At 73.6% G+C, this 26,461-nt stretch carries 22 protein-coding genes and 1 pseudogene; 17 read left to right on the forward strand and 6 right to left on the reverse strand.

Annotated features, from left to right (window positions below; genetic code table 11):
* Window positions 1–25: 25 nt before the first annotated feature.
* Window positions 26–1,207: an ADP-forming succinate--CoA ligase subunit beta gene (gene sucC, locus ACZ6AA_RS01830; RefSeq protein WP_468450834.1), complete on the forward strand. Its 1,182-nt coding sequence runs from the start codon at window positions 26–28 to the stop codon at window positions 1,205–1,207.
* Window positions 1,208–1,229: 22 nt separating this feature from the next.
* On the forward strand, window positions 1,230–2,114 hold the full coding sequence (sucD, locus tag ACZ6AA_RS01835) for a succinate--CoA ligase subunit alpha (RefSeq protein ID WP_468450836.1): 885 nt from the start codon (window positions 1,230–1,232) through the stop codon (window positions 2,112–2,114).
* Between the two features lie 81 nt (window positions 2,115–2,195).
* Here sucD and ACZ6AA_RS01840 read toward each other — a convergent pair whose 3' ends face one another.
* Window positions 2,196–3,515, reverse strand: a complete 1,320-nt coding sequence (locus ACZ6AA_RS01840; RefSeq protein WP_471455731.1) for a helix-turn-helix domain-containing protein — start codon at window positions 3,513–3,515, stop codon at window positions 2,196–2,198.
* 116 nt (window positions 3,516–3,631) lie between these two features.
* Here ACZ6AA_RS01840 and ACZ6AA_RS01845 point away from each other — a divergent pair, with 116 nt between their 5' ends.
* Entirely contained in the window at window positions 3,632–5,362 is a 1,731-nt protein-coding gene (locus ACZ6AA_RS01845) for a cell division protein PerM (protein WP_471456587.1), read from the forward strand.
* A gap of 388 nt (window positions 5,363–5,750) precedes the next feature.
* Here ACZ6AA_RS01845 and ACZ6AA_RS01850 read toward each other — a convergent pair whose 3' ends face one another.
* Window positions 5,751–6,758, reverse strand: coding sequence for a hypothetical protein (locus ACZ6AA_RS01850; RefSeq protein WP_468450840.1), 1,008 nt, complete (start codon window positions 6,756–6,758; stop codon window positions 5,751–5,753).
* A 290-nt stretch (window positions 6,759–7,048) separates the two neighbouring features.
* Between ACZ6AA_RS01850 and purN the strand changes: the two genes are divergently transcribed.
* Both purN and purH read left to right on the forward strand, forming a co-directional pair.
* Window positions 7,049–7,669: a phosphoribosylglycinamide formyltransferase gene (purN, locus tag ACZ6AA_RS01855; RefSeq protein WP_471455732.1), complete on the forward strand. Its 621-nt coding sequence runs from the start codon at window positions 7,049–7,051 to the stop codon at window positions 7,667–7,669.
* On the forward strand, window positions 7,666–9,249 hold the full coding sequence (gene purH, locus ACZ6AA_RS01860; protein ID WP_471455733.1) for a bifunctional phosphoribosylaminoimidazolecarboxamide formyltransferase/IMP cyclohydrolase: 1,584 nt from the start codon (window positions 7,666–7,668) through the stop codon (window positions 9,247–9,249). The genes purN and purH overlap by 4 nt, the downstream gene beginning before the upstream one ends.
* Window positions 9,250–9,354: 105 nt before the next feature.
* Here purH and ACZ6AA_RS01865 read toward each other — a convergent pair whose 3' ends face one another.
* The gene (locus ACZ6AA_RS01865; RefSeq protein ID WP_468450846.1) at window positions 9,355–9,978 is read right to left on the reverse strand and encodes an RDD family protein; all 624 of its coding nucleotides are present in this window, start codon (window positions 9,976–9,978) and stop codon (window positions 9,355–9,357) included.
* A 246-nt stretch (window positions 9,979–10,224) separates the two neighbouring features.
* Between ACZ6AA_RS01865 and ACZ6AA_RS01870 the strand changes: the two genes are divergently transcribed.
* From ACZ6AA_RS01870 to ACZ6AA_RS01885, 4 genes are all read left to right on the forward strand, one after another.
* Window positions 10,225–11,085 carry a bifunctional methylenetetrahydrofolate dehydrogenase/methenyltetrahydrofolate cyclohydrolase gene (locus ACZ6AA_RS01870; protein ID WP_468450847.1) on the forward strand — a complete coding sequence of 287 codons (861 nt, stop codon included), beginning with the start codon at window positions 10,225–10,227 and terminating at the stop codon, window positions 11,083–11,085.
* A gap of 19 nt (window positions 11,086–11,104) precedes the next feature.
* Window positions 11,105–11,716 (forward strand): DUF3017 domain-containing protein, encoded by a 612-nt coding sequence (locus ACZ6AA_RS01875; protein ID WP_471455734.1) that lies wholly within the window; start codon window positions 11,105–11,107, stop codon window positions 11,714–11,716.
* Window positions 11,717–12,156: 440 nt separating this feature from the next.
* Entirely contained in the window at window positions 12,157–13,317 is a 1,161-nt protein-coding gene (locus ACZ6AA_RS01880; RefSeq protein WP_468450851.1) for a sensor histidine kinase, read from the forward strand.
* On the forward strand, window positions 13,314–14,003 hold the full coding sequence (locus ACZ6AA_RS01885; protein ID WP_468450853.1) for a response regulator: 690 nt from the start codon (window positions 13,314–13,316) through the stop codon (window positions 14,001–14,003). The genes ACZ6AA_RS01880 and ACZ6AA_RS01885 overlap by 4 nt, the downstream gene beginning before the upstream one ends.
* A gap of 109 nt (window positions 14,004–14,112) precedes the next feature.
* Here ACZ6AA_RS01885 and ACZ6AA_RS01890 read toward each other — a convergent pair whose 3' ends face one another.
* Entirely contained in the window at window positions 14,113–14,517 is a 405-nt protein-coding gene (locus ACZ6AA_RS01890) for a hypothetical protein (protein ID WP_471455735.1), read from the reverse strand.
* Between the two features lie 308 nt (window positions 14,518–14,825).
* Here ACZ6AA_RS01890 and ACZ6AA_RS01895 point away from each other — a divergent pair, with 308 nt between their 5' ends.
* Both ACZ6AA_RS01895 and ACZ6AA_RS01900 read left to right on the forward strand, forming a co-directional pair.
* A complete protein-coding gene (locus tag ACZ6AA_RS01895; protein ID WP_468450857.1) occupies window positions 14,826–15,632 on the forward strand; it encodes a helix-turn-helix domain-containing protein in 807 nt (268 codons plus the stop codon).
* A 477-nt stretch (window positions 15,633–16,109) separates the two neighbouring features.
* Window positions 16,110–16,401, forward strand: a pseudogene (locus ACZ6AA_RS01900) (helix-turn-helix domain-containing protein); the annotation flags it as partial.
* Window positions 16,402–16,766: 365 nt separating this feature from the next.
* On the opposite strand, the gene ACZ6AA_RS01905 reads toward ACZ6AA_RS01900, so the two are convergent.
* Window positions 16,767–17,330 carry a peptidoglycan-binding protein gene (locus ACZ6AA_RS01905; RefSeq protein ID WP_468450859.1) on the reverse strand — a complete coding sequence of 188 codons (564 nt, stop codon included), beginning with the start codon at window positions 17,328–17,330 and terminating at the stop codon, window positions 16,767–16,769.
* A gap of 413 nt (window positions 17,331–17,743) precedes the next feature.
* On the opposite strand from ACZ6AA_RS01905, the gene ACZ6AA_RS01910 reads away from it, so the two are divergent.
* The 5 genes from ACZ6AA_RS01910 to ACZ6AA_RS01930 all read left to right on the forward strand — a co-directional run bounded on the left by ACZ6AA_RS01910 (window position 17,744) and on the right by ACZ6AA_RS01930 (window position 23,853).
* Window positions 17,744–19,039: a helix-turn-helix domain-containing protein gene (locus tag ACZ6AA_RS01910; RefSeq protein WP_471455736.1), complete on the forward strand. Its 1,296-nt coding sequence runs from the start codon at window positions 17,744–17,746 to the stop codon at window positions 19,037–19,039.
* A gap of 330 nt (window positions 19,040–19,369) precedes the next feature.
* A complete protein-coding gene (locus tag ACZ6AA_RS01915) occupies window positions 19,370–20,359 on the forward strand; it encodes a malate dehydrogenase (RefSeq protein WP_471455737.1) in 990 nt (329 codons plus the stop codon).
* A 150-nt stretch (window positions 20,360–20,509) separates the two neighbouring features.
* The gene (locus tag ACZ6AA_RS01920; RefSeq protein ID WP_471455738.1) at window positions 20,510–22,564 is read left to right on the forward strand and encodes a hypothetical protein; all 2,055 of its coding nucleotides are present in this window, start codon (window positions 20,510–20,512) and stop codon (window positions 22,562–22,564) included.
* Between the two features lie 85 nt (window positions 22,565–22,649).
* On the forward strand, window positions 22,650–23,030 hold the full coding sequence (locus ACZ6AA_RS01925) for a hypothetical protein (RefSeq protein WP_471455739.1): 381 nt from the start codon (window positions 22,650–22,652) through the stop codon (window positions 23,028–23,030).
* A gap of 31 nt (window positions 23,031–23,061) precedes the next feature.
* Window positions 23,062–23,853, forward strand: a complete 792-nt coding sequence (locus ACZ6AA_RS01930; protein ID WP_468450869.1) for a hypothetical protein — start codon at window positions 23,062–23,064, stop codon at window positions 23,851–23,853.
* 54 nt (window positions 23,854–23,907) lie between these two features.
* Here the strand turns inward: ACZ6AA_RS01930 and ACZ6AA_RS01935 are convergent, their stop codons facing one another.
* Window positions 23,908–25,254 (reverse strand): MFS transporter, encoded by a 1,347-nt coding sequence (locus ACZ6AA_RS01935; RefSeq protein ID WP_471456589.1) that lies wholly within the window; start codon window positions 25,252–25,254, stop codon window positions 23,908–23,910.
* 248 nt (window positions 25,255–25,502) lie between these two features.
* Between ACZ6AA_RS01935 and ACZ6AA_RS01940 the strand changes: the two genes are divergently transcribed.
* Window positions 25,503–26,432, forward strand: a complete 930-nt coding sequence (locus ACZ6AA_RS01940; protein ID WP_468450871.1) for a LysR family transcriptional regulator — start codon at window positions 25,503–25,505, stop codon at window positions 26,430–26,432.
* The last annotated feature ends 29 nt before the right edge of the window (window positions 26,433–26,461 follow it).

The raw sequence follows: 26,461 nt of genomic DNA on the forward strand, positions 1-26,461 counted from the left end.
GATCACTGAAAAGGGACGGACGCGCGTGGACCTGTTCGAGTACCAGGCGAGGGACCTCTTCGCCAAGCACGGTGTACCGGTGCTGGCCGGTGAAGTCATCGACACGCCTGAGGCGGCGCGCGAGGCCACCGAGCGGCTTGGCGGCAAGTCGGTCGTGAAGGCGCAGGTGAAGGTCGGTGGCCGCGGCAAGGCCGGTGGCGTGAAGCTGGCCGCCTCCGCGGACGAGGCCGTCGCTCGCGCGACGGACATCCTCGGGATGGACATCAAGGGCCACACGGTCCACAAGGTGATGATCGCCGAGCTGTCCCCGGAGATCGAGGCGGAGTACTACGTCTCGTACCTCCTCGACCGCACCAACCGCACCTTCCTCGCCATGGCGTCGGTGCAGGGCGGCATGGACATCGAGGAGGTCGCGGAGAAGACCCCCGAGGCCCTCGCGAAGGTCCCGGTCAACGCCGTCGACGGCGTGAACATCGAGAAGGCCCGCGAGATCGTGGCCCAGGCGAAGTTCCCGGCCGACGTGGCCGAGGGTGTCGCCGAGGCCATGGTGACCCTGTGGGACACCTTCGTCGCCGAGGACGCGCTCCTCGTCGAGGTGAACCCGCTGGTCAAGACCAAGGACGGCCGCATCCTGGCCCTGGACGGCAAGGTGTCCCTGGACGCCAACGCCGACTTCCGCCAGCCGGAGCACGAGGCGCTCGAGGACAAGGACGCAGCCAACCCGCTCGAGGCTGCCGCCAAGGCCAAGAACCTCAACTACGTCAAGCTCGACGGCGAGGTCGGCATCATCGGCAACGGTGCCGGTCTGGTCATGTCGACCCTGGACGTCGTCGCGTACGCCGGTGAGAACCACGGCGGCGTGAAGCCGGCCAACTTCCTCGACATCGGTGGCGGCGCCTCCGCCGAGGTCATGGCCAACGGCCTGGAGATCATCCTCGGCGACCCGGACGTCAAGTCCGTCTTCGTCAACGTCTTCGGCGGCATCACCGCCTGCGACGAGGTCGCCAACGGCATCGTGCAGGCGCTCGAGCTCCTCAAGTCCAAGGGCGAGGACGTCACCAAGCCGCTGGTCGTGCGCCTCGACGGCAACAACGCGGAGCTGGGTCGCAAGATCCTGAGCGACGCCAACCACCCGCTGGTCCAGCGCGTGGACACCATGGACGGCGCGGCCGACAAGGCCGCCGAGCTCGCTGCGGCTGCGAAGTAAGGGACGAGGGACTCAGACCACCATGGCTATCTTCCTCAACAAGGACAGCAAGGTCATCGTCCAGGGCATGACCGGTGCCACGGGCATGAAGCACACCAAGCTCATGCTCGGTGACGGCACGAACATCGTCGGCGGCGTGAACCCGCGCAAGGCGGGCCAGTCGGTCGACATCGACGGCACCGAGATCCCGGTCTTCGGCACCGTCGCCGAGGCGATGGAGAAGACGGGCGCCAACGTGTCCGTCCTCTTCGTGCCGCCGGCCTTCTCCAAGGCCGCCGTCGTCGAGGCCATCGACGCGGAGATTCCGCTCGCGGTCGTCATCACCGAGGGCATCGCCGTGCACGACTCCGCCGCGTTCTACGCGTACGCGAAGTCGAAGGGCGACAAGACCCGGATCATCGGCCCGAACTGCCCGGGGCTCATCACGCCCGGCCAGTCCAACGCCGGCATCATCCCGGGCGACATCACCAAGCCGGGGCGCATCGGCCTGGTCTCGAAGTCCGGCACGCTGACGTACCAGATGATGTACGAGCTGCGTGACATCGGCTTCTCGTCGGCCGTCGGCATCGGTGGTGACCCCGTCATCGGTACGACGCACATCGACGCGCTCGCCGCGTTCGAGGCCGACCCCGAGACCGACCTGATCGTCATGATCGGTGAGATCGGTGGTGACGCGGAGGAGCGTGCGGCCGACTTCATCAAGGCCAACGTGACGAAGCCGGTCGTCGGGTACGTCGCCGGGTTCACCGCGCCCGAGGGCAAGACGATGGGGCACGCCGGTGCCATCGTCTCCGGGTCCTCCGGTACGGCTGCCGCCAAGCAGGAAGCCCTTGAGGCTGCCGGGGTGAAGGTCGGCAAGACGCCTACCGAGACGGCGAAGCTGGCGCGGGCCATCCTGGCCGGCTGACGCTTCTGCTCGTTGAAAGCGGGCCCGCACCCCACGCGTGGGGTGCGGGCCCGCTTTCGTTAGAGGCAGGGGGCGGGGGAGTCATTCCGCCCTCGGTACCAAGCGGGACGGGCCCCGGGTGGGTTCCTTGCGGAGTTTTTCGCGGAGGATTTCGTCCTCGTAGGACAGGGGGCCCGGGCCCATTCTCGGGGGGACGCCGCTGATGGCCCGGCCGGGGGACTGTGGGGGCTCGTAGCGGGTGGGGGCGGTGCGGACCGTGAGGGCCGTGGCGCCGATGATCAAGGCCGTGAAGGCGATGGCCGCGCGGGTCCAGAGGCGGGCCCGGCGCTCGCTGCCGATCCGGACGCGGGCCGGGCGCGGCACCACCAGGCGCTCGGTGCTGCCGAGCGCCCCGAGGTGTTCGTGCAGTGCCTCGGGGCGCTCGTCGGCGGCACGCAGACGCTCGGCGACGGCCTCGCGGGCGTGCAGCAGACGGCTCGCGGCGGCCGGGGTGCTCGCCTCCGTCTCGGCCGCGGTCTCGGGCAGGCCGAGCCCCACGCCGTCGTAGAGCAGGAGGGTGCGGCGCTGCGTGGGCGGCAGGTCGAGGAGCGCGGCGAGCAGGGCGCGGTGCGTCTCCTCGGCGGGCGGTACGTCCGGACTCCGGTGCGCCCGGCGGAACCGGTGCCACGGGGACAGCGCGTACTCGTGCGCCGCCGCCCGCACCCAGCCCGCCGGGTCCCGGTCCACGGCCACCTCGGGCCAGCGTTGCCAGGCCAGTTGGAAGGCGCGCTCCACGGACTCCTGGGCGAGGGCCCGGCGGCCGGTGAGGGCGTAGGCCTGCCGTACGAGGGCGGGGGCGGTGCGGGCGCAGAGGGCGTCGAAGGCGGCTTCGGGGGTCGGGCGCTCGTCGGGCGGGGCCGTCGCCGACGCGGCTGCCCGGTCCGCTGCCTCGGCCTCGGCCTCGGCCCGGGCCTCGGCCAGCTCCCGGGCCTTGGCCCGCTCCTCCGCCCGCGCCTCGGCTTCCGCCTGCACCTGCGCGAGGGTCGGCGTCCCGGTCCGCGCCTGCGCCTCGGGACGGGTGGGCGCCTTGGACCGGGCCCGGCCATGGGACCGCGCCTGCGCCTCAGGCCGGGGCTCAGCCCCGGACCGCCCCCGCACCGCAGCCCTCCCCTCCCCCCGAGCCCCCACCCCACCCCCCGCCGGGGCCCCGGCCAAGGCCCCCTCCACCAACCCCTCCAAAAAGCGGGCATAAGCCACCCGTCGCTCCCCCCGTGGATGCGTGCGTCCTGATTCCCACGCGCGGACGGTCTCCCGGCTGACGCCGATGCGCGCGGCGACCTCGGCCTGGGTCAGTGACCTCGCCTCGCGGAGTCTGCGGCGTTCCTTGGGGGTCGGCAGTGGGACGGCAGGGCTCTGGGACATGGCTAGCCGATCCGTCGCACGGAAAAGTACATAAACGTATCTTGAGCGACACATCCGGCATTCGCCCGTTACGCGATGAAAGCGCGTGTCGTTGGGAGCATGGCCGCGTGACCGACATGACCGACTCTGGTTCTCTCACGCTCTACCGGAAGCAGGCGGCGCCCGGCCTCGGCACCTGCGTCATCGGCGGGGCGATCGCCGCGGGGCTCGGGCTCGGCGCGTTCGCGGTCCTGGTGATGGGCCTGTGGATCAGCTCGCCGTACCCGGACAGCGGGCCGGGCGGTGCGCTGCACGTGGCGGCCGCGCTGTGGCTCCTCGCGCACGGCACGGAACTGGTCCGCACCGAGACGCTGTCCGGCGTGCCCGCGCCGGTGGGCTTCACCCCGCTGCTGCTGCCCGCCCTGCCCGCCTGGCTGGTGCACCGCGCGGCGCGCGACGCGGCGGACCCGGAGGAGCGGGCACTGGGCGTACGCACCGCGTGGGCGGGCGTGGTCGGCGGCTATCTGCTGGTGGCGACGGCGGCGGCGGTGTACGCGGCGGGCGGTGAGCTGCGCCCCTCCTGGCCGAGCGCGGCGGCGCACGTGCCGGTGCTCGCCGTGGCGGCGGCCGGGTTCGGCGTGTGGACGGCGCACGGACGACCGCAGGGGCCGCTGCCGGACGCGGTGCGGCGCGCGGCGGACGCGCTGCCGGTACCAGGCGCGGTACGTCGTCTCCTCGTACGCGAACGAGTGCTCGGCGCGGGCCGTGCGGCCGTCGCGGGGACGGCGGTCCTGGTGGGCGGGGGAGCGCTGCTCGTCGGGGTCTCGGTGGTGCTGCACGGCGGCCCGGTGCGGGAGTCGTTCCTGACGGTGACCACGGTGTGGTCGGGACGGTTCGCGGTGCTTCTGCTGGCGCTGGCGCTGGTGCCGAACGCCGCGGTGTGGGGGGCGGCGTACGGGCTCGGGCCCGGGTTCGTCCTCGGGACGGGCGCGGCCGTGGCACCGCTCGACGCGGCGGCCGCCCCGCTGCTCCCCCCGTTCCCGCTGCTCGCGGCCGTACCGGAGGCCGGTCCCGGCTCGCCCCTGACCTGGGCGGTGGGGGCGGTGCCGGTGGCGGCCGGATGCGTCCTCGGCTGGTTCGCGGCGCGGGCGGCGACGGCCGGGGAATCCGCCTGGTCGGCGGGCCGGACGGCGGCGGGCGCCGGGACGGCGGCGGTGCTGTGCGGCGGCATGTGCGCGGTGCTCGCGGGTCTCGCCGGAGGGCCGCTGGGGGTCGGCGTCCTGGCGGAGTTCGGCCCGGTGTGGTGGCTGACGGGCCTGGCGGCGGTGGTGTGGACGGGGCTCGTGGGGGTGCCGGTGGCGCTGGGTGTGCGGTGGTGGCGGCTGCGGGTGCGGTCGCGGGCTGAGGCGCGGGGGAAGGCGGAGAGGGTGCGGGTGGAGGGCAAGGGGGAGGGCAAGGCGGACGGCAAGGCGGACGGCAAGGCGGAGGGCAAGGGGGAGCGGGGGATCGGGCGTTGGGTGGCGGGGCTGTGGCGCGGGCGTCGGCGCGGGCAGAAGGGGGCTGCGGGGGAGGCGACGGCAGGGGTGGTGCCCGGCGGTGCGGCCGGGGTGGTGGCTGCCCGTACGGAGCCGGAGCTGGCGCCGGAGCCCGTGCCGGAAGCCGACGTGGACCCCACGGTCGAAGCGGTCCCCACGACCGGCACCGTGCCCCACACCGACGCCGTACCCCCCACGCACGTCGCACCCCCCACCGAACCCGCCTCCCCGACCCCCCTCCCCTCACCACCCCCACCCCCCACCACACCCCCACCCCCACCCCCCACCTTCGAGCCCTACGACTTCCTCCCCGACCCGGGCCGCGACACATAGCCGCGACACCTCGCGGCGCACCCCGGCCGACGTTGATCAGCACTCCGGAATTCGTGTACGATCTTGGTGTAACTTCGGTGCACAGCACGGAAGTCGCGCGTCTGTGGTCCAAGGAAAGACGCCCATCATCCGATGGGAAATGTAGGTGCAAGGCCTGCCGGGCGCTCCACTGACGAAGGGCCCCTCACTCCACGAGTGAGGGGCCCTTCGCCGTTGCCGCACGCCTGCCGCGCAGCCCCGCGCCGCCGCCACGCCACGCCGTCCCGCCACACCCTTCCGCGCCGCCGCCGTGCCCCAAGCACAACGGTCCCCCCACGAAACCGTGGGAGGACCGTTCACAACCCGGGCGCGCGCACCGCCGTCCAGCACCCCGCCGGACGGCGCCCGCTCAGTCCCGGTCCGTCAGCAGCGGACGCAGCTCCTTGGGCAGCATGTCCTCGCAGTCCTGGCGGGACTGGTTCGTCAGGGCGTCGTCACGGCACGTGTAGTAGTCCCGGTAGATCAGCTGCGCGGCGAACGTGGCGAGCACCATGGCCAGCGCGAGCGAAGCCGTCACCAGACCGCTGATCGCCGCCGTGGTCTGCGGCCGGCCACCGGCCCGCGCGGGCCGCGAACCCCCGGCCGCGCCGTTCCCCCCGGCCCCGCCCTGCGCCCCCGCCGCGCCGACCTGCGCCGGAGCCGTCGGGTCCGGCAGCTTCGGCTTGGCCCGCAGGGCGCTGATGGCCCAGTGGAGACCGAGGGCGCCGAGCAGCAGCGCCACGTACCGCCAGCCGAACAGCGCGAAGAAGAAGGCCCACATGCCGGACAGGAGGGCGTAGCGGGCGCGGCGCTGGGCCGGGTCGGTCGGGTCCCAGCGCATGCCGCCGCCCTGCCCGTTCGAGCCCGAGCCGGAGCCCTCGGGACCCTGGCTGCCGGGACGCTCGCCGAAGCCGCCGCCGGACGACCGCCCGGGCTGCCGGTCGCTCCACTGGCTGCCCCACGGCGATTCACCGCCGCCGGAGCCGCCGGAGCCGTCGCCGCCCGACCCGCCCGCGGGCCGTCGCGGCTGCCACGGCTGCTCGGGCGCGCCCTCGGGCGGCGGCGCGAACGGATTGTCCTCGGCGGAGCCGCCACCGGAGCCGCTGGAGCCACCGGAGCCGCCAGAACCGCCGGACGCACCGGAGCTGCCAGAACCACCGGAGCCCCCGGACGAACCGGACCCCGTCGCCCCGCCCGACCCCGCCCCCTCGGATCCCCGAGGCGGCGACGAAGGCTGCCCGCCCCCGTCCCGCAGCAGTGTCGACCCGTCCCGCCCCCCGCGTGTCGAGCCGGACGCGCCCTCCGCGAAGGACGGGCCGTCCGCGAGGGGCGGGCCGTACGCGAAGGACGGTGGGAGGCGGAGGCTGCGGTCCGGCATCAGGTGTGCGTCTTCCCCTTGGTAGAGCTCGGCCCCTGGGCAGAGACTCGTCGTGTGGAACCCGGCGGCCCGGCGGAGCCGGGCAACTCGGCGATGGAGCTTGGCTACTGACTGTTCAGGCGGCTGCCCCCACAGACGCTACCTTCCGGCCGCGCCCCCGTCCCGTGAGGGGCCGCCCGGTGTGCCGGTATCGTTGCTGACGGTCGGCCGCTTCGTAGGGTTCCCCGTATCGGGGAGTACGAAGCCTTCGTACGACCGTACAAAGAGCACTCCCGAGAAAGGGCCCCGCCGTGGCCAAGGCCAAGCGCCTCGTCGTGCTGGTCTCCGGATCAGGTACGAATCTGCAGGCACTGCTCGACGCCGTCGCGGAGCTCGGCGCGGACGCCTATGGCGCCGAGGTCGTGGCCGTCGGCGCCGACCGGACCGGCATCGCGGGCCTGGACCGCGCCGAACGCGCGGGCCTGCCGACGTTCGTGTGCCGGGTGAAGGACTACGCGAGCCGGGACGAGTGGGACCGCGCGCTGGCCGAGGCCACCGCGGCGTACGAGCCGGACCTGGTGGTCTCCGCCGGGTTCATGCGAATCGTCGGGAAGGAATTCCTGGCCCGGTTCGGCGGGCGCACGGTGAACACGCACCCTGCCCTGCTGCCCAGTTTTCCGGGGGCCCACGGCGTGCGCGACGCACTCGCGTACGGCGCGAAGGTCACCGGCTGCACCGTCCACTTCGTCGACGACGGCGTCGACACCGGCCCGATCATCGCGCAGGGCGTGGTGGACATCAGGGCCGAGGACGACGAGAGCGCGCTCCACGAGCGCATCAAGGAAGTCGAGCGAGGACTGCTCGTCGACGTCGTGGGGCGCCTGGCCCGCGACGGCTTCTCGATTGAGGGACGAAAGGTAGTTATCCCGTGACCGCCGAAGGTACGGCCACCACCGCCGAAGGTACGCAGCGCCCCATCAAGCGCGCGCTCATCAGCGTCTACGACAAGACCGGCCTGGAAGACCTCGCGCGCGGGCTCCACGACGCGGGCGTCGAGCTCGTCTCGACCGGCTCCACCGCCGCGCGGATCGCCGCCGCCGGTGTGCCGGTCACCAAGGTCGAGGACCTGACCGGCTTCCCCGAGTGCCTGGACGGCCGGGTCAAGACGCTGCACCCGCGCGTGCACGCCGGCATCCTCGCCGACCTGCGCCTGGAGGACCACCGGCGGCAGCTCGCCGAGCTCGGTGTGGAGCCGTTCCAGCTCGTCGTCGTGAACCTCTACCCGTTCAAGGAGACCGTCGCCTCCGGCGCGACGCCCGACGAGTGCGTCGAGCAGATCGACATCGGCGGCCCCTCGATGGTCCGCGCCGCCGCCAAGAACCACCCCTCCGTCGCGGTCGTCACCAGCCCCGCGCGGTACGACGCCGTGCTCGCCGCGGTCCGTGCGGGCGGCTTCGACCTGGCGACGCGCAAGCGGCTCGCGGGAGAAGCGTTCCAGCACACCGCCGCGTACGACGTGGCGGTGGCCTCCTGGTTCGCCGACGGCTACGCGGCCGCCGACGAGAGCGGCTTCCCCGAGTTCATCGGCTCGACGCACGCGCGCAAGAACGTGCTGCGCTACGGCGAGAACCCCCACCAGGGTGCCGCTCTCTACACCGAGGGCCGCGGCGGCCTCGCCGAGGCCGTGCAGCTGCACGGCAAGGAGATGTCGTACAACAACTACACGGACACGGACGCCGCGCGCCGTGCCGCGTACGACCACGACGACCCGTGCGTCGCGATCATCAAGCACGCCAACCCGTGCGGCATCGCCATCGGCGGGAACGTCGCCGAGGCGCACCGCAAGGCGCACGCCTGCGACCCGCTGTCCGCGTTCGGCGGCGTCATCGCCGTGAACCGGCCGGTCACCAAGGAGATGGCCGAGCAGGTCGCCGACATCTTCACCGAGGTCATCGTCGCGCCCGACTACGAGGACGGCGCGCTCGAAGCCCTCAGCAAGAAGAAGAACATCCGCGTCCTGCGCGCCCCGCAGGCGCCGTCCGCGCCCGTCGAGGTCAAGCCGATCGACGGCGGCGCGCTGCTCCAGGTCACCGACCGGCTCCAGGCCGACGGCGACAACCCCGCCAACTGGACCCTCGCCACCGGCGACGCCCTCTCCCCGGGCGAGCTGGCCGAACTCGCCTTCGCCTGGCGGGCCTGCCGCGCCGTGAAGTCCAACGCGATCCTGCTCGCCAAGGACGGCGCCTCCGTCGGCGTCGGCATGGGCCAGGTCAACCGCGTCGACTCCGCGAAGCTCGCCGTCGAGCGCGCGGGCGAGGACCGCGCCCGCGGCTCCTTCGCGGCGTCCGACGCGTTCTTCCCCTTCCCGGACGGCCTTGAGGTCCTCACCGGCGCGGGCGTCAAGGCGGTCGTCCAGCCCGGCGGCTCGGTCCGCGACGAACTGGTCGTCGAGGCGGCGAAGAAGGCGGGCGTGACGATGTACTTCACGGGGACGCGGCACTTCTTCCACTGAGCGGGCGGCCGCACCCCGGCGGGCAGCGCCCCACAGATAAGACACGGCCGCAACTCCCTTGTGGAATGAGGGAGTTGCGGCCCGGCGGGGTTGGTGGGGCGTGGGTCAGCCCTTGATGACGACGGTGCCGCAGACCTTGTCGGCGAACGTCTGCTTCTTGTCGTCCCACAGCGGCCACAGCCAGCCGATGTAGATCGGCAGGGAGTCCAGGAAGTGGGCGAGCCTGCGGACGAACGCCATGCCGACGCCGACCGGCCGCCCGTCCAGCTCGCGCAGCAGCCGGATGCCGACGGCCTTCTTGCCGATGGTCTGGCCGGTCCTGCCCTCCTGGATCAGCTGATAGATCGCGAAGGCGATGATGGCGAGGACGCCGAGGATGATGAGGATGGCTCCGGCGCCGCCCCTGCCCACCGCGACACCGATGCCGATGATGAGGTACACGAGGCCGAAGACCAGGCCGTCGATGAGGAGCGCGCCGGCGCGCAGACCCCAGTGCGCCAGCTCCGGGCGGGGCGCGTACCCGCTCGGGTCGTAGCCGTAGCCCGGCTGCTGCTGCGGGTAGGCGCCGTAGGGGGACTGGCCGGGGGCGGGCTGCGGGTAGGGCGCGTAGCCCTGGCCCGGGTAGCCGCCCTGCGGCGGCACGCCCTGCGGGGGCTGTTGCGGGTAGCCGTAGCCGGGCCCCTGGCCGGGCTGGGGCTGCTGGGGCGGCGGCCCGTAGGGGTTGCTCATGGTGGGGATTCCTCCGTCGGGGACTGCGTGCGGGGACGGCGCGGCACGCGCGGAGGAAACGTTCACAGGAGCGTCGGTCCCCCCGACACCGGCCGCGGCACTGTGGCCCACATGCTTCTGCAGCGCCGTCGTGTTTGTCCAGCCAGCTCACCGAACGTTGTGCGAGTGCAATCGTGGGGGAGGAGGGGGCGGTGGGGGTGGCCCCCGGATTGGTATGCGGGCGGGCTCATCCGCGAGGATGGGGGCATGACCGCCCAGATTCTCGATGGCAAGGCCACCGCAGCAGCGATCAAGTCCGAACTGACCGCCCGCGTGGCGGCCCTGAAGGAAAAGGGCGTGACGCCCGGCCTCGGTACTGTCCTGGTCGGTGACGACCCCGGCAGCCAGAAGTACGTGGCGGGCAAGCACCGCGACTGCGCGCAGGTCGGCATCGCCTCCATCCAGCGCGAACTGCCCGCGACCGCCTCGCAGGAGGAGATCGAGGCCGTCGTGCGCGAGCTGAACGACGACCCGGCGTGCACCGGCTACATCGTGCAACTGCCGCTGCCCAAGGGCATCGACGAGAACCGCATCCTGGAGCTGATGGACCCGGCCAAGGACGCCGACGGACTGCACCCCACCAACCTGGGCCGCCTCGTCCTCAACGAGCCCGCGCCGCTGCCCTGCACCCCGTACGGGATCATCCGGCTGCTGCGCAGGCACAACGTGGAGATCAAGGGCGCCGAGGTCGTGGTCGTCGGCCGCGGTGTCACCATCGGCCGCCCGATGCCGCTGCTGCTCACGCGGAAGTCGGAGAACGCGACGGTGACGCAGTGCCACACCGGCACCCGTGACCTCTCCGCGCACCTGCGGCGCGCCGACATCATCGTGGCGGCGGCCGGGGTGCCGCACCTCATCAAGGCCGAGGACGTGAAGCCCGGCGCCGCCGTGCTCGACGTCGGCGTCTCGCGCGACGGCAACGGCAAGATCGTCGGCGATGTCGAGCCGGCCGTCGCCGAGGTCGCCGGATGGATCTCGCCCAACCCGGGCGGTGTCGGCCCGATGACCCGCGCCCAGCTCCTCGTCAACGTCGTCGAGGCCGCGGAACGTGCCGCCGCCGAGGACTGAGCGGGGGAAGGGTGACCCCATGAACGTAGAGGCGAAGGACGGCTCCACGGATCCGTCCCGGGGCGCGCCCGCGGCCACGGACCCGGGCACGTCCGGCGAGTCCGCCGAACCCGGCGAGTCCGGCGGGGCGGCGGGGGGCGAGGTGTCCGGCGCGTCGACCGCGTCCGTCGAGCCCGAGGCGTCCGGCGAGCCCACCGCCAAGGGTGCCGTCAGCGCTCCCGGGCCCGACGGCGAGCCCCGCAAGGTGTCCCGGCGGTTCCCGCTGTTCACGCGGGACACCGCACGGCCCGAGGGCGGGGGACGCGCGGCGTCGGGGGACGCGCCCGCCCCCGCGCGGCAGTGGCCGCTGCTCAGCGTGGTGTCGCTGGTCGGGCTCGGGCTGCTCCTGACCGCCTTCGACGTGTTCCGCGTCGGCACGATACTGATCGGGATCGCGCTGATCCTGGGTGCCGTGATGCGCTGGTGGCTGCCGGGCGTCGGCATGCTGGCGGTGCGCTCGCGGTTCACGGACATGGTGACGTACGGCAGTCTCGGCCTGGCGATCGTGCTGCTCGCGATGATGGCGCAGCCGAATCCGTGGCTGGTGATCCCGTTCCTCGACGACACGCTGCACTTCACGATCAGCAGTTAGCCGTCGGCGGTGAGCCGCGCGCGGCAGCCGACGGACGATGTCTGTCGGCACACACCAACGGCCCGTACTCGCCAGGAGAGTACGGGCCGTTGGCCGTGGGGGCAGGGGGTGGTGCGATCGGCTGCGGGCCCGTTCCTCCGTGCGCCCCTGCACGAAGCCGCATGCCTCAGTGGTCTGTAGTTGTCTGTTCGGGGCGCAGGCCCGGTCCCCCGTGCAAACCCCCGTTTGCAGGCCCGCGCCCCCTTCCCCCGGCGCGCCGTTTCAAGGCGGCGCGGGCGGTGGTGCTGACCAAAAACCTACGCGGCGACGGGAGCGCCCGTCGTCCCGTGCCGGGTTGACGTTGCCGTACGACCCCGGTCGTAGACGATCGCGGTCTACAACTTCCGCGGTACGGCGAACGATGGACGAATACCGATGGGTATGCGGGCTACGCTGCGGCGATGCGCCTTCGCCCGTTCACCGTCGACGTGCTGCTCGCCCTCGGGCAAGTGGCTCTGCTGGCGTTGATCGGCCCCGAGGCGGCGGCGGTCGGGTGGGACGACCTGGACCTGCGGGGCTACGCCCTCGCGCTGCTCGTGATCGCGCCGACCGCGTTCCGCTCGAAGGCCCCGCTCCTCGTCTGCCTCGTGACGTACGGAATATGGACCGTGTACGTCCTCGCCGGCTACTGGCCCGTGGTGACGTCGTTCGGGCCGATGCTGTGCCTCTACACGGTCGCCCTGCAACGCCAGACCCGCACCACCGGTGTGTGCGCGGCGCTCCTCTCCGCGATCTGGGTGCTCGGCAGCCTGGTGAGCCAGGACCACGCCTCCGTGCCGTCGGTCGCGGCGCAGGCCCTCGGCATCAACGCGCTGGTGTGGCGGATGGGATACCTGGCCCGCCGCTCCGCCGAACTGGCCCGCAAGACCCGCGCCGAGCAGCAGGAGCGGGCCCGGCACGCGGTCGTGGAGGAGCGCGGGCGGATCGCGCGGGAACTGCACGACGTCGTCGCCCACCACATGTCGGTGATCTCCGTGCAGGCGGGGCTCGCCAAGTTCGTCTTCGACTCCGACGCCAAGACCGCGCGCACCGCGCTCGGCACCATCTCCGGCACCAGCACCGAGGCCCTGGAGGAGATGCGCCGCATGCTGCGGGTGCTGCGCGCCCAGGACGACGACGGGGAGGCGCCGGACGCGCCGATGCCGGGCCTCGCCCGCATCGAGGACATGACGGACCGGGTCAGGGCGGGCGGGGTGCCCGTCGAGTTCCGGGTCACGGGGACGCCGCGGCCGATCGCGCCGGGCGTCGAGCTGTGCGCGTACCGCGTGGTGCAGGAGGCCCTGACCAACGTGCTGAAGCACGCGCGGCAGGCCAGCGCGACCGTGGAACTGCACTACCACCGCGACCACATCGAGGTGTCCGTCACCGACAATGGGGAGGGGGTGATTCCGGACAGAGTGAGGAGCCCTGGTGGACATGGGTTGATCGGTATGCGCGAACGGGCCAAGCTCTACGGCGGAACGATCAGCATCGGACCGCGCAGCGTGGGAGGGTTCGCCGTGAGACTGACCCTGCCGACGTCGGCACGGGCCGCACCGCCAGGAGACGACACCACCGAATGAACCCAGCACACATAAAGGTGCTCGTCGTGGACGACCAGTTCCTCATCCGCGCCGGGCTCGTCGGTGTGCTCCGGGCCGCGCCCGGGATCGAGGTCGTCGGTGAGGCGGGCGACGGCGCCGAGGCCGTGGAACTCGCGGCGGCCACCCGCCCCGACGTGATCCTCATGGACATCCGCATGCCCGGCATGAACGGCATCACGGCCACCGAGCGCATCCTCGCCGAGGCCGCCGAGCCGCCGCCCCGGGTCCTGGTCCTCACCACCTTCGACCTCGACGAATACGTGTACGGGGCGCTGCGCGCGGGCGCCGCCGGGTTCCTGCTCAAGGACTCGGGCCCGGAGCGGCTGCTCGCGGCGGTGGCCGCGGTCGGCAGCGGGGACGCGCTGTTCGCACCGAGCGTCACCCGCCGCCTCGTGGAGGCCTTCGCGGTGCGTTCCGGGGCCGCCCCCGCCGGGGAGCCGCCGCCGGACCTCGCCGCGCTCACCGGCCGCGAGCTCGAGGTCCTGAAGCTGATAGCCCGGGGCCTGTCCAACGCGGAGATAGCCGACCGCCTCTACATCAGCGAGGCGACCGTCAAGACGCATCTGAACCGCACCATGAACAAACTCGACCTGGACACCAGGGCCCAGGCGGTGGTGATCGCCTACGAGACGGGCCTGGTGACCCCGGGCGGCTCGGGCATCTGACGGCTCCGGCATCCGACGGCCCCGGGCCCGCCGCGTCGCCGCACGTGGGACGGCGGCCCGTCCTCCCCCCGTGGGAGCACGGACCGCCGTCCGGCGTGTGGTGCTCAGGTCAGCAGGTCACGGTCTTGTCGTACGAGCCGACGCCCCAGGTGTAGCGCACCCCGCTCCGGTGCGTCAGGGTGAAGCAGCGGGAGTCGGGGCCCCACTTGACGACGACCTTCACGCGCATGGTGCGGCCGCAGTAGTTGGTCAGGGTGGCGGAGCGCCCGCTGACGGTCCGCGAGACGCACGCGGGCGCGGTGCCCTGCGGCGAGACGTCGGCGGTGCGGGCCGTCGAGGCCGAGGCTGCGGGCGCGGCCGACGCCGAGGGGGCAAGGGCGAGACCGCCGCCCAGGATCGCGGTGGCCGCGATGCCGACGGCGGCGGTCCTCGTGAGGCCGCCCGTGCGGTTCGGGGCCCGCCAGCCGGTGTCCTGTTCGCCCTCCGAGGGGAGGGGCGCGGTGCTGTTGGTCATGTGAACTCCCCGTGGTTGTGGTCCGGCGGCCGGTCCGGGATGGCCCGCGCCGGCCGTCGTGCGGTACCGACTCTGCCGATCCGAACCGGTCGACTTCCAGGGCGATGGGACGAGTTGGGCCGCCCCCCGGGCCCACCTGCGGGGACGCCTCGACCGGTGACACCGCCGTGGGACGTCCCGCGCGCCGGGAGTGGCGCTTTCGGACGCCTGGGACGAACGCCGGGGAACCGGAATTGGTGCATCCGCCATCTAATCGGGCACAGGGGGCGATTCGCCTCGGGGGACCTTGTCACGCGTATGGAGTGAACATGCCGCGTTGGAAAGAGCTGCCCGCGACGCTGGGGGAGCAGGAGCGCCGACTGGCGGTCCAGTTACGGCGGATGAAGGACCGCAGCGGGCTCAGCCTGACCTCACTGGCCACCAGGACCTCGTACAGCCGCTCCTCCTGGGAGCGCTATCTCAACGGCAAGAAGCCGGTGCCGCGCGCCGCCGTCGAGCAACTGTCCCGGGTGTGCGGCACGGAACCGACGCGGCTCCTCGTGCTGCACGAGGTGGCGCGGGAGGCGCGGGTGTCGGCGGACGCGGGGGCCCGGCGCCCGGCCGGGGCGGTGGCGGCGGTGCCGGACCCGGCACCCGAGCCCGCGTCGGCCCCGGAGCCCGCACCACCCGTGACGCCCGCACCACCCAAGACGCCCACACCCCGCCCCCGCACCGTGCGCCTGCGCACCGCGCTCGCCGCCCTGGTGCTCGCCGTGGCCGCCGCCTTCGTGGGCGGTCTGCTCGCGGGCCGGGTCTGGGAGGGCGCGGACGGCGGGGCGCGCGGTGCGTACGCGTACGGGAAGGGTCGCGTGTACGACTGCGCGGACGTCCGTGAGGGCGGGGTGCGGTACGCCGGGCACAGCAGGACCCGGGACGCGGTCCTCGACCGTGGCGACGGCGGCCGGGAGGTGGTCGAGGTCCAGTGCCTGCTGCGGCGGCACGGCTTCGGCGCGGGGGCGGCTGACGGCGCGTACGACGAGCGCACGGAGACGGCGGTGCGGCGCTTCCAGTGGGCGCGGGGGCTGGTGGACGACGGGGTCGTCAGGCCGGAGACGTGGGGGGAGTTGCGGAAGTGAGCGGGGGTGGGGGCGGCCGGAAGCAGGCAGCAACGGGCAGCAGCAGGCGGAATCCGGCCATCCGCTGAGGGCGCCCGGGGGTCTTCGGTCGGCGGCGGCCGAGGCGCGCCCGGCTCTCGCCCGCGGCGGCGGCAAGGAGTGCTTCTTCCTCCGGGCGCGGGCGAACGCGCAGGTGGCGAACGTGAGACGGCGCCCGTCCTCTCCCCCGTGGGAGGACGGGCGCCGCCGTTCCGCGGTGCGAACCGTGGGCTCGCTGTGCGTCTTAAGCGTCATGGACGCGCCATCCCGGCAGCAAGGGAAGCCTTACCCCTGTGGCACGGAAGTGACCATTCCGCAACGCTGTTCCGGACCCGCTACGGATGCGCGACGGCCCCGGCCGGACCGGGCGAAACGGACAGCCGCGGCGGCCCAGAGGGAACCGAAACGGGCCCCGCCGCCGTCAGTCGGTCAAACCGGGTCGCGCTGGGGGGTGCAACCATGGGGACGCGCGCGGGTGCCTGGCAGCCGCTTCCGGACGAACTGCCGCCGGAGGTACGCCATCTCGTCGAGCAGTTGCGACGGCTCAAGGACCGGACGGGGCTCAGCCTCGTCGCGCTCGGCTCCAGAACCGCCTACAGCAAGTCCTCCTGGCAGCGCTACCTCAACGCCCAGCAGCCCCCGCCCCGGGAGGCCGTGCTCGCGCTCTGCCGGGTCGCGGGGGTGGACGGCGCGCGACCGGCGGCGGGGTGGGAGCTGGCGGTGAAGGTGTGGCCGCGGGCGGCGGAGGCGGCCGGGTCGGGTTCGGCGGGTGCGGCGGAGGTGCCGGGTGCGGCGGCGCCCGAGCCGTCCCCGACCGACAGCCCGACCGACAGCCCGACCGGCGCCCCGCCATCGGTCCCGGTCCTGGCTCCGGTCGCGGCCCCGGCCGCCCGGCGCCCCGCCCCCTCCTGGCGGCTGGTCGCCTGCTCCGCGCTCGCGGTGATCGCGCTGCTGCTCGTCAGCCTGCTGTGGATCGTCACGCAGGTGACCGGGGTGCGCGGCGGCGCGGACCAGGTGCCGTCGCTGAGGCCGGGCGCGAGCGTCTCCGAGCCGCTGGGCACGCGCGAGGCCCCGGGGGCCGCCACCGAGTGACGGCCCCCGGGGCGGACACCGGTGTCAGCCGAGCCGGTCGTACGCGGCCTTCTTCCACTGCCCGCCGATCTTCACGTAGTACGTCCCGGAGATCCGCTTGAAGGCGATCTGGCGCACATAGCCCGTGTAGTCGACCCTGCCGTTCGCGTGCGGGCCGCTGAGGAAGTTGTCCGCCGCGCCGAAGGTCTCCTTGCCCGCGATGCCGTCGATGTCCTCCAGGTCCTCGCGGGCCTGCCACCACTTGGTCGCGGACGCGGTCTTCCAGCCGTAGTGGCCGTCGATGTCCGACCGGGTGAAGGTGTGCCGCACGCCGTTGCCGTCGCGCCACTCGGCGCCGTCCGCGTACAGGACGCTCTGCCACAGCCAGGTGGCGTTGGAGTGCGCGTGGCTGTGGCGGGAGAGGGTGCCCTCGTCGCCCCAGTCGTTGTACGCGTCGCCGCTGCCGTCGACGACGTGCGGTCCTGCGGCCTGGGCGAGCGGGGCGGTGGCGGCGAGCGCGAGACCGGCGCTCGCGGTCACGGCGACGGCGGCGGCGACGAGCCGGTGCGGGCGCCGGGTGCGGGTGCGGTCGGTGGTGCGGTGGTGCATGGTGGTTCCCCCCTGGCGGAACTGGTGGTTCAGGTGGTTCGATCACGGCGTCCGGCTGCTGTGGCGCAGCGGTGCCGTGTTCGATGCTTCGGCACCGGAACGCCTCGGAAAAGGGCCAACCAGTGCATTCGGGACGGTTCCGGGACGTCCCGGTCCGGGAGCTGGGGTTCCGCATCGTGGAGTGGGACGACGATGGGACACTGGGCCGTGGACCGGGGGCGTGCGACGGGGCACACTCTGTCCCAAATACTCCCGTGCGCTCCCATTCCGGGAACTGACATCCCGGCTCCGCGCATCCCTCTGGGTAGTTCAGGACCGGGGCGAGCGGACCGCGTGCGGTACGCCGGAGGTCCGGAGCAGCGGCAGGACGCGCGGGGGCAGTTCAGGCACGTACGGGGGGAATAGGGGGAGCAATGCCTCGTTGGAAGGCGCTACCGGATGAGCTCGACCCGCAGGTCAGGGAGTTCGCGAACCAGCTGCGCAGGCTGGTCGACCGCAGCGGTCTCAGCATCGCCGCGGTCTCCGACCGGACCGGCTACAGCAAGACGTCGTGGGAGCGCTATCTGAACGGGCGGCTGCTCGCCCCCAAGGGCGCGATCGTCGCGCTCGCCGAAGTCACCGGCACGCCGCCGGTGCACCTCATCACCATGTGGGAGCTCGCGGAGCGCGCCTGGAGCCGCTCCGAGATGCGGCACGACATGACGATGCAGGCCATTCGCATCTCGCAGGCGCGGGCCGCGCTCGGCGAGCTGGCGACGAATCCGCCCGTCAGCTCGAAGGACGCCAAGGCCGCCAAGCCGCCCCGGGCACCGAAGGAGAGCGGCGGCCCGGGCAGGGCCCGCGGGGTCGGGGCCGTGACCGGGGTCGCGGGGCCCGCCGGGGTGTCGCCGACGGTGCCGCCCGTGGCGCGGGAGCCGGAGGGAGTCAGGTACGGGGCGCAGGCGCCGACCGCACCCGCGAACCCGGCCGCCGGTGCGGGCCCGGGTGCCGCGACGGCTCCCCCTTCTTCCCCTTCCCTTTCGTCTTCCTCCTCCCCTTCGTCCGCGGCTTCGGCGCAGGCGCCGGCCACGCCTTCGTCGCGGTCGTACGAGGCGTCGGCGCCGCCCGGGTCCATGGCGGCCACGTCCTCGGTCGCGCCCGGGTACGCGGGCGGCGGGCTGGGGTCCGTGGCCGGGCCGGGGGCCGACGGGAAGTCGCCCGACGGGCAGCGGCGCAAGCGGAAGCTGACGATGTTCCTCGCGGGGATCGTGGGGGCGCTCGTCGTCATCGCGGCGGCGGTGTTCCTCACGGACATCGGCAAGGACGACGACGGCGGTGACGGGAAGGCGGGGCCGACCACGTCGCCGACGACGTCCACGGCGGACCTGCCCGCCGGGGTCGAGTGCAGCGGGGCCGCCTGCACCGGCAAGGACCCCGAGAACATGGGGTGCGGGGGCGAGTTCGCCCGGACCACGTCGCGGGTGACCGTCGGGACGAAGACGCTCGTCGAGGTGCGGTACAGCAAGACGTGCGGGGCCGCGTGGGCACGCATCACCCAGGCGGCGCCCGGCGACAAGGTCACGATCACCGGCTCCGGCTCGGCGCCCCGCCAGAGCGGCACGGTGAACGGGGACTTCGACGCGTACACGCCCATGGTGGCGGTGAAGAACGCGACGGCGGCGAAGGCCTGCGGCACGCTGAAGGCAGGCCAGACGGCCTGCACGAAGTAGCCCCTCGGAGCGGCGGTGTCGAAAGAAGCCGGTGCGAACGAGGAATGCCCCGCCCCCCGGAGGGCAGACGCACCGTACCCCCACGGGAGTGGTCACACCCCCAGGCGGCCGCCACATCTCCTCTCCCGAGGTGGCGGCCGCCCTCCCGGGCCCTGTGGGCCGGGCCACACCCACCCGGCGTACCGGGACGGCAGGGGCGCGATAACCTGACGCCGGATCTCTCTTGATGCCAAGAGATCGATCATCGAGAGGCGATCGACGAGGGCGTCGGCAGGGGATCCAGCACAAGGGGCAGGGACCCCCACCGCCAGCTGTCTTACGGAGATCGCCATGACCCGCACTCCCGTGAATGTCACCGTCACCGGCGCGGCCGGCCAGATCGGCTACGCGCTGCTGTTCCGCATCGCCTCCGGCCACCTGCTCGGCCCGGACGTGCCGGTCAACCTGCGCCTCCTGGAGATCACGCCGGCCCTCAAGGCCGCCGAGGGCACCGCCATGGAGCTCGACGACTGCGCCTTCCCGCTGCTGAACGGCATCGAGATCAGCGACGACCCGAACGTCGCCTTCGCCGGTGCGAACGTCGCCCTCCTCGTCGGCGCCCGCCCGCGCACGAAGGGCATGGAGCGCGGCGACCTCCTGGAGGCCAACGGCGGCATCTTCAAGCCGCAGGGCAAGGCCATCAACGACCACGCCGCGGACGACATCAAGGTCCTCGTCGTCGGCAACCCGGCCAACACCAACGCCCTCATCGCCCAGGCCGCCGCCCCGGACGTACCGGCGGAGCGCTTCACCGCGATGACGCGCCTGGACCACAACCGCGCGCTCTCGCAGCTCGCGAAGAAGACCGGCACCTCGGTCTCCGACATCAAGCGCCTCACCATCTGGGGCAACCACTCGGCGACCCAGTACCCGGACATCTTCCACGCGGAGATCGCGGGCAAGAACGCCGCCGAGGTCGTGAACGACGAGGCCTGGCTCGCCGACACCTTCATCCCGACCGTCGCCAAGCGCGGTGCCGCGATCATCGAGGCCCGCGGCGCGTCCTCGGCCGCCTCGGCCGCCAACGCCGCCATCGACCACGTGCACACGTGGGTCAACGGCACGGCCGCCGGTGACTGGACGTCCATGGGCATCCCGTCGGACGGTTCGTACGGCGTGCCGGAGGGGCTCATCTCCTCCTTCCCCGTCACCACCAAGGACGGCAAGTACGAGATCGTCCAGAACCTGGACATCAACGAGTTCTCCCGCGCCCGCATCGACGCCTCCGTCAAGGAGCTCGAGGAGGAGCGCGAGGCGGTCCGCGGCCTCGGCCTGATCTGACCCCGACGGGCGCCGACCACGCCCGACCGAAAAGCCCCCGGCAGCCGCACACCGCGGCCACCGGGGGCTTTTCGGCCATCGTGTCTTCTTTCGGGGGACATCTGTCCATTCGCCGGACGCCCACCGCCCGCTCCATTAACTTTTCGCGGCATGCGAGCCGATCCACCCCGACAGGGACCCGAGCAAGCTCCCGGGCCGGGGCCCCGGCAGGATCCCGGGCACCGCCCGCCGCGCCACTCCCGCCGGCGGCCCCGCCGCTCCTACGCGCACACCGAGGCCACCCGGCTGCTCTGCGCGGGCGCCCACGTCAACGCCGCGTTCCGCAGACGCGTCGTCGAGGAACTGGTCGGGCACGCCGAGCGCCCCGTCGCGCCGCCGCTCGGCGCCGACGTGCTGCCGGTCCTCGCGCACGCCCTGCGGGCCCGGCGCGACGAGCTGCGCACCGCGCTGCTGCTGCTCGCGGCCTGGGTCGCGTTCCTGGTCACGGACGCCGTGATGCTCTGGGACGCGACGGCGGACCGCCTGGGCGGCGACTCCGGGCTCTCCGCGGGCGACATCGCCTGGCTGCCGTTCGGCACGGACGCGGCGGGCGCCGCCGAGTCGGAGCCGGGCGGCGCGGCCCTCGGCGGCATGGTGCCGGGCGGCTGGGCCCTGGCGTACGCCGTCGTCGTCCTGCTGCTGTGGGGCGCGCGCGTCGTCGCGGGCCGGGACACGGGGGTGGGGGAGCCGCTGCGGCCGGTGCCGCTGCCCGCGCCGCTGGTCTGGCTGCGCCGTCGCTTCGGGTGGCTGCTCACGTACACGGCCTGGTCGTGCGCGCTGGCGTACGGCATCGCCGCGTGCGTCCAGATCACCGAGTCGCCGTACCCCGTGATCTTCCCGCTGCTCATCGCGGCCGTGGTCTGGCGCCATCAGTTCCTGCGCACCCGGACGCTGCGCGGACGGCTCGCCCGGCAGACCTTCGCCGAGACGCCGCAGCCGCGCCTGCCCGCCTGGTACCGCCGCATCGAGCGCTGCGTCCGCCGCGAGCAGGACGCCTCCGTCACCCTCTACGACGTCAACCGCCCCTTCGTCGGCGCCGGTACGCCCCGCAAGCCCTGGTCCGTCGTCCTCGAACTCCAGCCCGACACCGCGGCGGCCGCCCCCGACGCCGGGTCCAACGGCGCCGTGCCCCGGCAGAGCGCCCCTGGCGCGCTCACCGCGCAGGACATCATCGCGATGATCGGGCCCCGGCTGCGGGCCCTGCGCAGGTCGGCCGCCGCCACCAGCCGGGACCGGCTGCGGCAGCTGGAGATCGAGGAGTTCGTGTATCTGCCCGCGGGGCCCGGGCGGGACGAGGAGCTGTACACGGGCGACGGCACGAAGACGGCCGTCGTGTACGACGACGACCAGGCCGCGCGCCACATCGCCGAGGCGGCGGGCGAGGGCGGCGAGGCCCGGCGGCACTTCCTGCGCATCCGCGTCGGCGCCTGGAACGAACAGGTCGTCGTCTCGCTCCTGGTCCGGGTGCACACCCAGGGCGGCATGCTCGTCCTGGAGGTCGTGCCGCACGTCCTCGGGCCCGTCGCGCCGGAGTTCCGCCGGGTCGACGCGCTGGTGGCGAGCGAACCGGACGGCCCCGTGCGCGACGCCCTCCGCGCCTGCGTCGCCGCGCCCGCCGTGTCCTTCGCCCTCGGCATCACGGCCCTGCGCTGGCTCCCGTCGCTCGGCACGGCGGTGCGGCTGTGGCTGACGATGCCGGTGAGCGACGAGGCGTACGGGACGGGGGAGAAGGGGGAGCGCGGGGAGCGCGGGGAGTACGGGGAACAGAGGAAGCAGGCGGCGCACGGCGTGCGGGGGCACAAGGCCGCCACCCACCTCCCGCTGCGCCTCACCCGGCTCCTCCGCGCCGCCGCGGCCCGGCTCCTGCCGCCGGACACCGGCCGCGCCCCCGACGCCCCGGCGGTCTCCCTGCGCCAACTCGCCGCCACCGACAGCCTCTCGCTGTTCCAGGAGATGGACGTCGCCCGCTACACCCGCACCCTCCAGGACCGCATCGGCGAGGGCGTGCGCGACGCGCTGCGCCTCGGCGGCTACCGCACGGACCGCCTGGAGCAGCACATCACGCAGATCAACAACAACGGGGTCTACATCAAGGAGATGTCCGGCGGCGCCCTGGCCACCGGCACGCACGGCCAGGCGACGCACACGGAGAAGACCACCGCGTGAGCGCCCGCGCCCCCGGGAAGCCCCCGAACGAACCCCCGACCGACGCCCCCGACCACACCCCGGACCACCCACGGAAGGACCACCCATGAGCGACGGCCAACCCCAGAGCGGCAGCGGAGCGCACGTCACCATCCACGCCATCAACGGCGGCTCCCAGGCCTTCGGCGACCACGGCAAGGCCGAATCCACCAACCACACGACGGTGGTCGCCGACCAGGCCCACGGTCGCGTCCTGACCACGGTCCGCGCCCTGCGCCGCGAGTTGGGCGAGGGCGGGCACGCGCCCGAGGACGAGGAGGTCGTGGCCGCGCTGGACGAGGTCGAGGGGGAGATCGCCCGGAACGGGAGCAGCGGCAGCGGGCCGCTGACGCGGCTGCGCGACCGGCTCGCCGAGTACGCGCCCGCCACCGCGACGGCCGCCGCCGTGACGGCCGTCCTCCAGGCCCTCGCCCAGGTCCTGGGCTGAACGCGGGCGAGCGGGGAAGGAGCGGCGGCCGGTGGTGCGGATCTACGACAGGGACCGGCAGGAGTGGGTCGGCCGGGAGCGGGAGCGGGAGATCGCGGCGCTCCACCGGCGGGACGTGGCGCGGCAGCGCGGCGCCCGGCGCGGGGTCGTCGCGGTGCTCGCCGCGTGCGGGCTCGCCTTCGGCGTGTGGGCGCTGGGCTGGAAGGACGAGCCGGGGCCGACGGTGTATCTGACGGACCGGCAGCCCGCGCAGGGCCCCGGCACGGACCAGGGCACCTCGGACGCGGGGGACACCGCGCCACCGCCCCCGACGGGCGGCCCGCCGCCCTCCTACGAGAAGGTCGTGGACCCGCAGGACGGCTACCGCCTCGCCGTCCCGCGCGGCTGGATCCGCTCCCGGACCAGCGGCCTGAACGGCGTCGTCATCCTCAACTACCGCAGCCCCGACGACAAGCGGCGGCTCCAGCTGTACGAGGTGAGCGAGCCGACGCCGGACGAGTCGCTGCGCAGCTTCCTCGACGACACGGTGGTCCCGAAGGCCGCCGGTTTCAAGAAACTCTCCCTGACCCACCCCGCAGGAGGCCCGGGCCCCGCCGCCCGTCTCAGCTACCTCACCGACCGGATCACCGACGAGCCGGACATCGGCACCTGGCACGTCGTCGACCACCGCTTCGAGGCACGGGACGGCAAGCTGTACGCCCTCACGGCGTACGGCGCCGAGGCGGACGGCAGGAAGGACGAACGGGAGCTGGTGGCAACGGCGTTGAAGTGGTTCTGCCCGCCGCTGTCCTACTGCCCGGACCCGTCCCCGGACACGAACTGAGCCGGATGCGCGGGCCGATCCGTGCCGCCGCCGCACGCCCGCCCCACATCGGCCTCAGGCCTCGTCCGGGCGTCGGCGCGGGCCCAGGCCCGCCGCCACCACGGCCGCCAGCACGATCACCACCGTGCCGACCACGCGCAGGGCCGCCGCCATTCCGGACGTGAAGTCCGCGGTGCCGCCCGTGTGGGCGGTGCCGGTGTGGGTGGCGAGGACGGTGCCGGAGACGGCCACGCCGAGGGCCGCGCCGATCTCGCGGGCCGAGGTGCCGAGGCCGGAGCCGAGGCCTGCCTGGTGCGGGGGGAGGGAGGAGACGACGCCCATGGTGAGGGCGGGCATGCACAGGCCCGTGCCCGCGGAGATGACGAGGAGCCAGCAGGCGTAGGCCGCGTAGGGCGTGCCCGCGTCCCCGGTGGAGACGCCGAGCAGGCCCGCGCCGATCAGCAGGAGTCCGGCGCCCACCACCGGGCGGGGCGAGGCGGACCAGCGGGCCGCGAGGCGGGGCACCAGGGCCATGCCGACGGTCAGCGGCACGATGGCGAAACCGGCGCGCGCGGCCCCGTACCCCTTCACGTACTGCAGGTACTGGGAGTTGACGTAGAAGAGGGCGAACAGGCCGAAGAAGGCGACCGCCGAGCCGAGGGTCGCCGCGCTCAGCCGGGCGGAGCGGAAGACGCGCGGGTCGAACAGCGGGGCGCGGGAGCGCAGCGCGTGCGCGGTGAACGCCCCGAGCAGGACGGCCCCGGCGGCGAAGGCGCACAGGATGCGGGGCGCACCCCACCCGTACAGGGGGCTTTCGATGACGCCGAAGAGGACGGCGACCAGGCCCCCGGTGAGGACGAGGGTGCCGAGGGGGTCGAGGGACGGCGCGTTCGCGGTGCCGTCGGAGTGGCCGGTACGGGGGGTGGTGCGGGCCACGGCGAGGGCGAGGAGCGCGCCGAGCGGCACCATCACCCAGAACAGCGCGCGCCAGGACAGGTACTCGCCGATGAGGCCGCCGCCCGCGTTCCCGGCGAAGCCGCCGAGGCCCATGGCGAGGGTCCAGGAGGCGAGGGCGCGGGGCCGCTGCTCGGGCGGCGCGACGCGCATCAGGATGGACATGGTCGCGGGCATGATCAGGGCGGCGCCCGCGCCGGAGACGCCGCGGCCGGCGATGAGCATGGCGGGGGAGACGGCGAGCGCGCTGACCGTGGCGCCCGCGGCGAACAGGCCGAGCCCGGCGAGCAGGGCGCCCTTGCGGCCGTACCGGTCGCCCAGCGCGCCCGCGGGGATGAGCAGGCCCGCGAAGACGATGACGTACGCGTCGACGGTCCACAGGATCTCGCTCGCGGACGGGTGCAGGCCGGACGAACCGAGCTGCGGGATCAGCAGGTTGATGGCGGCGACCATGCTCTGCGCGACCATCACGCAGGCGCACAGGACGAGCAGGGTCGAGCGCTTCAGGACGGTCGGGGGCGGTACCGGGGGCGCCGCCGACGGGGCGGGCGCGGACGGGCCGGGTGCGGACGGGCCGGTTGCGGGTGTCGGTGCCGGGACCGGCACCTGGGCAGGCGAAGGCAAGGCTCCTCCTCGGGAGCGGTGTGGCGTGGGATGTACCGCCACCGTAGGCTCGCCGGGTATCTGCTTTCCAGTGCAAGTTTTGCAAGGGATGATTGCGTGTGACGCAAGTGGAACGCCCGGCCGACGCCGCGGGACTCGACCTGAACCTGCTGCTGGCCCTCGACGTGCTGCTCGACGAGCGCAGCGTGGGCGCCGCCGCCCGCCGCCTGCATCTGTCGGAGCCCGCGATGAGCCGCACGCTGGGCCGGATCCGCAAGGCGCTCGGCGATCCGGTCCTGGTGCGGGCGGGCCGCCAGATGGTGCCGACGCCGTACGCGCTCTCGGTGCAGGCGGAGGTGGGCGCGGTGGTGGAGCGGGCGCGGGCGGTGTTCGCGGGGCCCGGCGCCCAGGACCTGCGGGCCCTGTCGCGCACGCTCACCCTCGTCGGCAACGACGCCCTCGCCGCCGCGTACGCGCCCGCCCTGTTCGCCCGCGCGGCGAAGGAGGCGCCGGGGGTCCGCCTGCGCTTTCTGTCCGAGAGCCATCTGGACGTGCCGCTGCTGCGCGAGGGCATCGCCGATCTGGAGGTCGGCGTGATCGACACGGTCGCGCCCGAGGTGCGGGTCGAGCCCCTCTTCGAGGATGCGATGGTGGGGGTCGTGCGGCCCGGACACCCTTTGTTGCAGGGCGAGTTGACGGCTCGTCGGTTCGCCGCCGCCGATCATCTGACGGTCTCGCGGAAGGGTCGGATGTCCGGCCCGGTGGACACCGCCCTGGCCGAACTCGGCCTGCGCCGCCGGGTGGTGGGCAACGTGGGTACGTACCCCTCGGCCCTCTACATCCTGCTGCGCACCGACCTGGTCGGCCTGAGCATGTCCTGGGCCCACCCGCTGATGGACCCCCTCGGCCTGGTCACCTTCCCCGTCCCGCTCGAACTGCCGCCGCTGAACATCGGCATGGCGTGGCACCCCCGGCACGATGCGGACCCGGCGCACGCGTGGCTGCGGGGGTGCGTGCGGGAGCTGGTCTCGGCGCCCGGGTGAGGCACCTGCCGCTGAGCGGCGCCGAGGCG

The organism is Streptomyces sp. NPDC040610 (assembly GCF_055594065.1).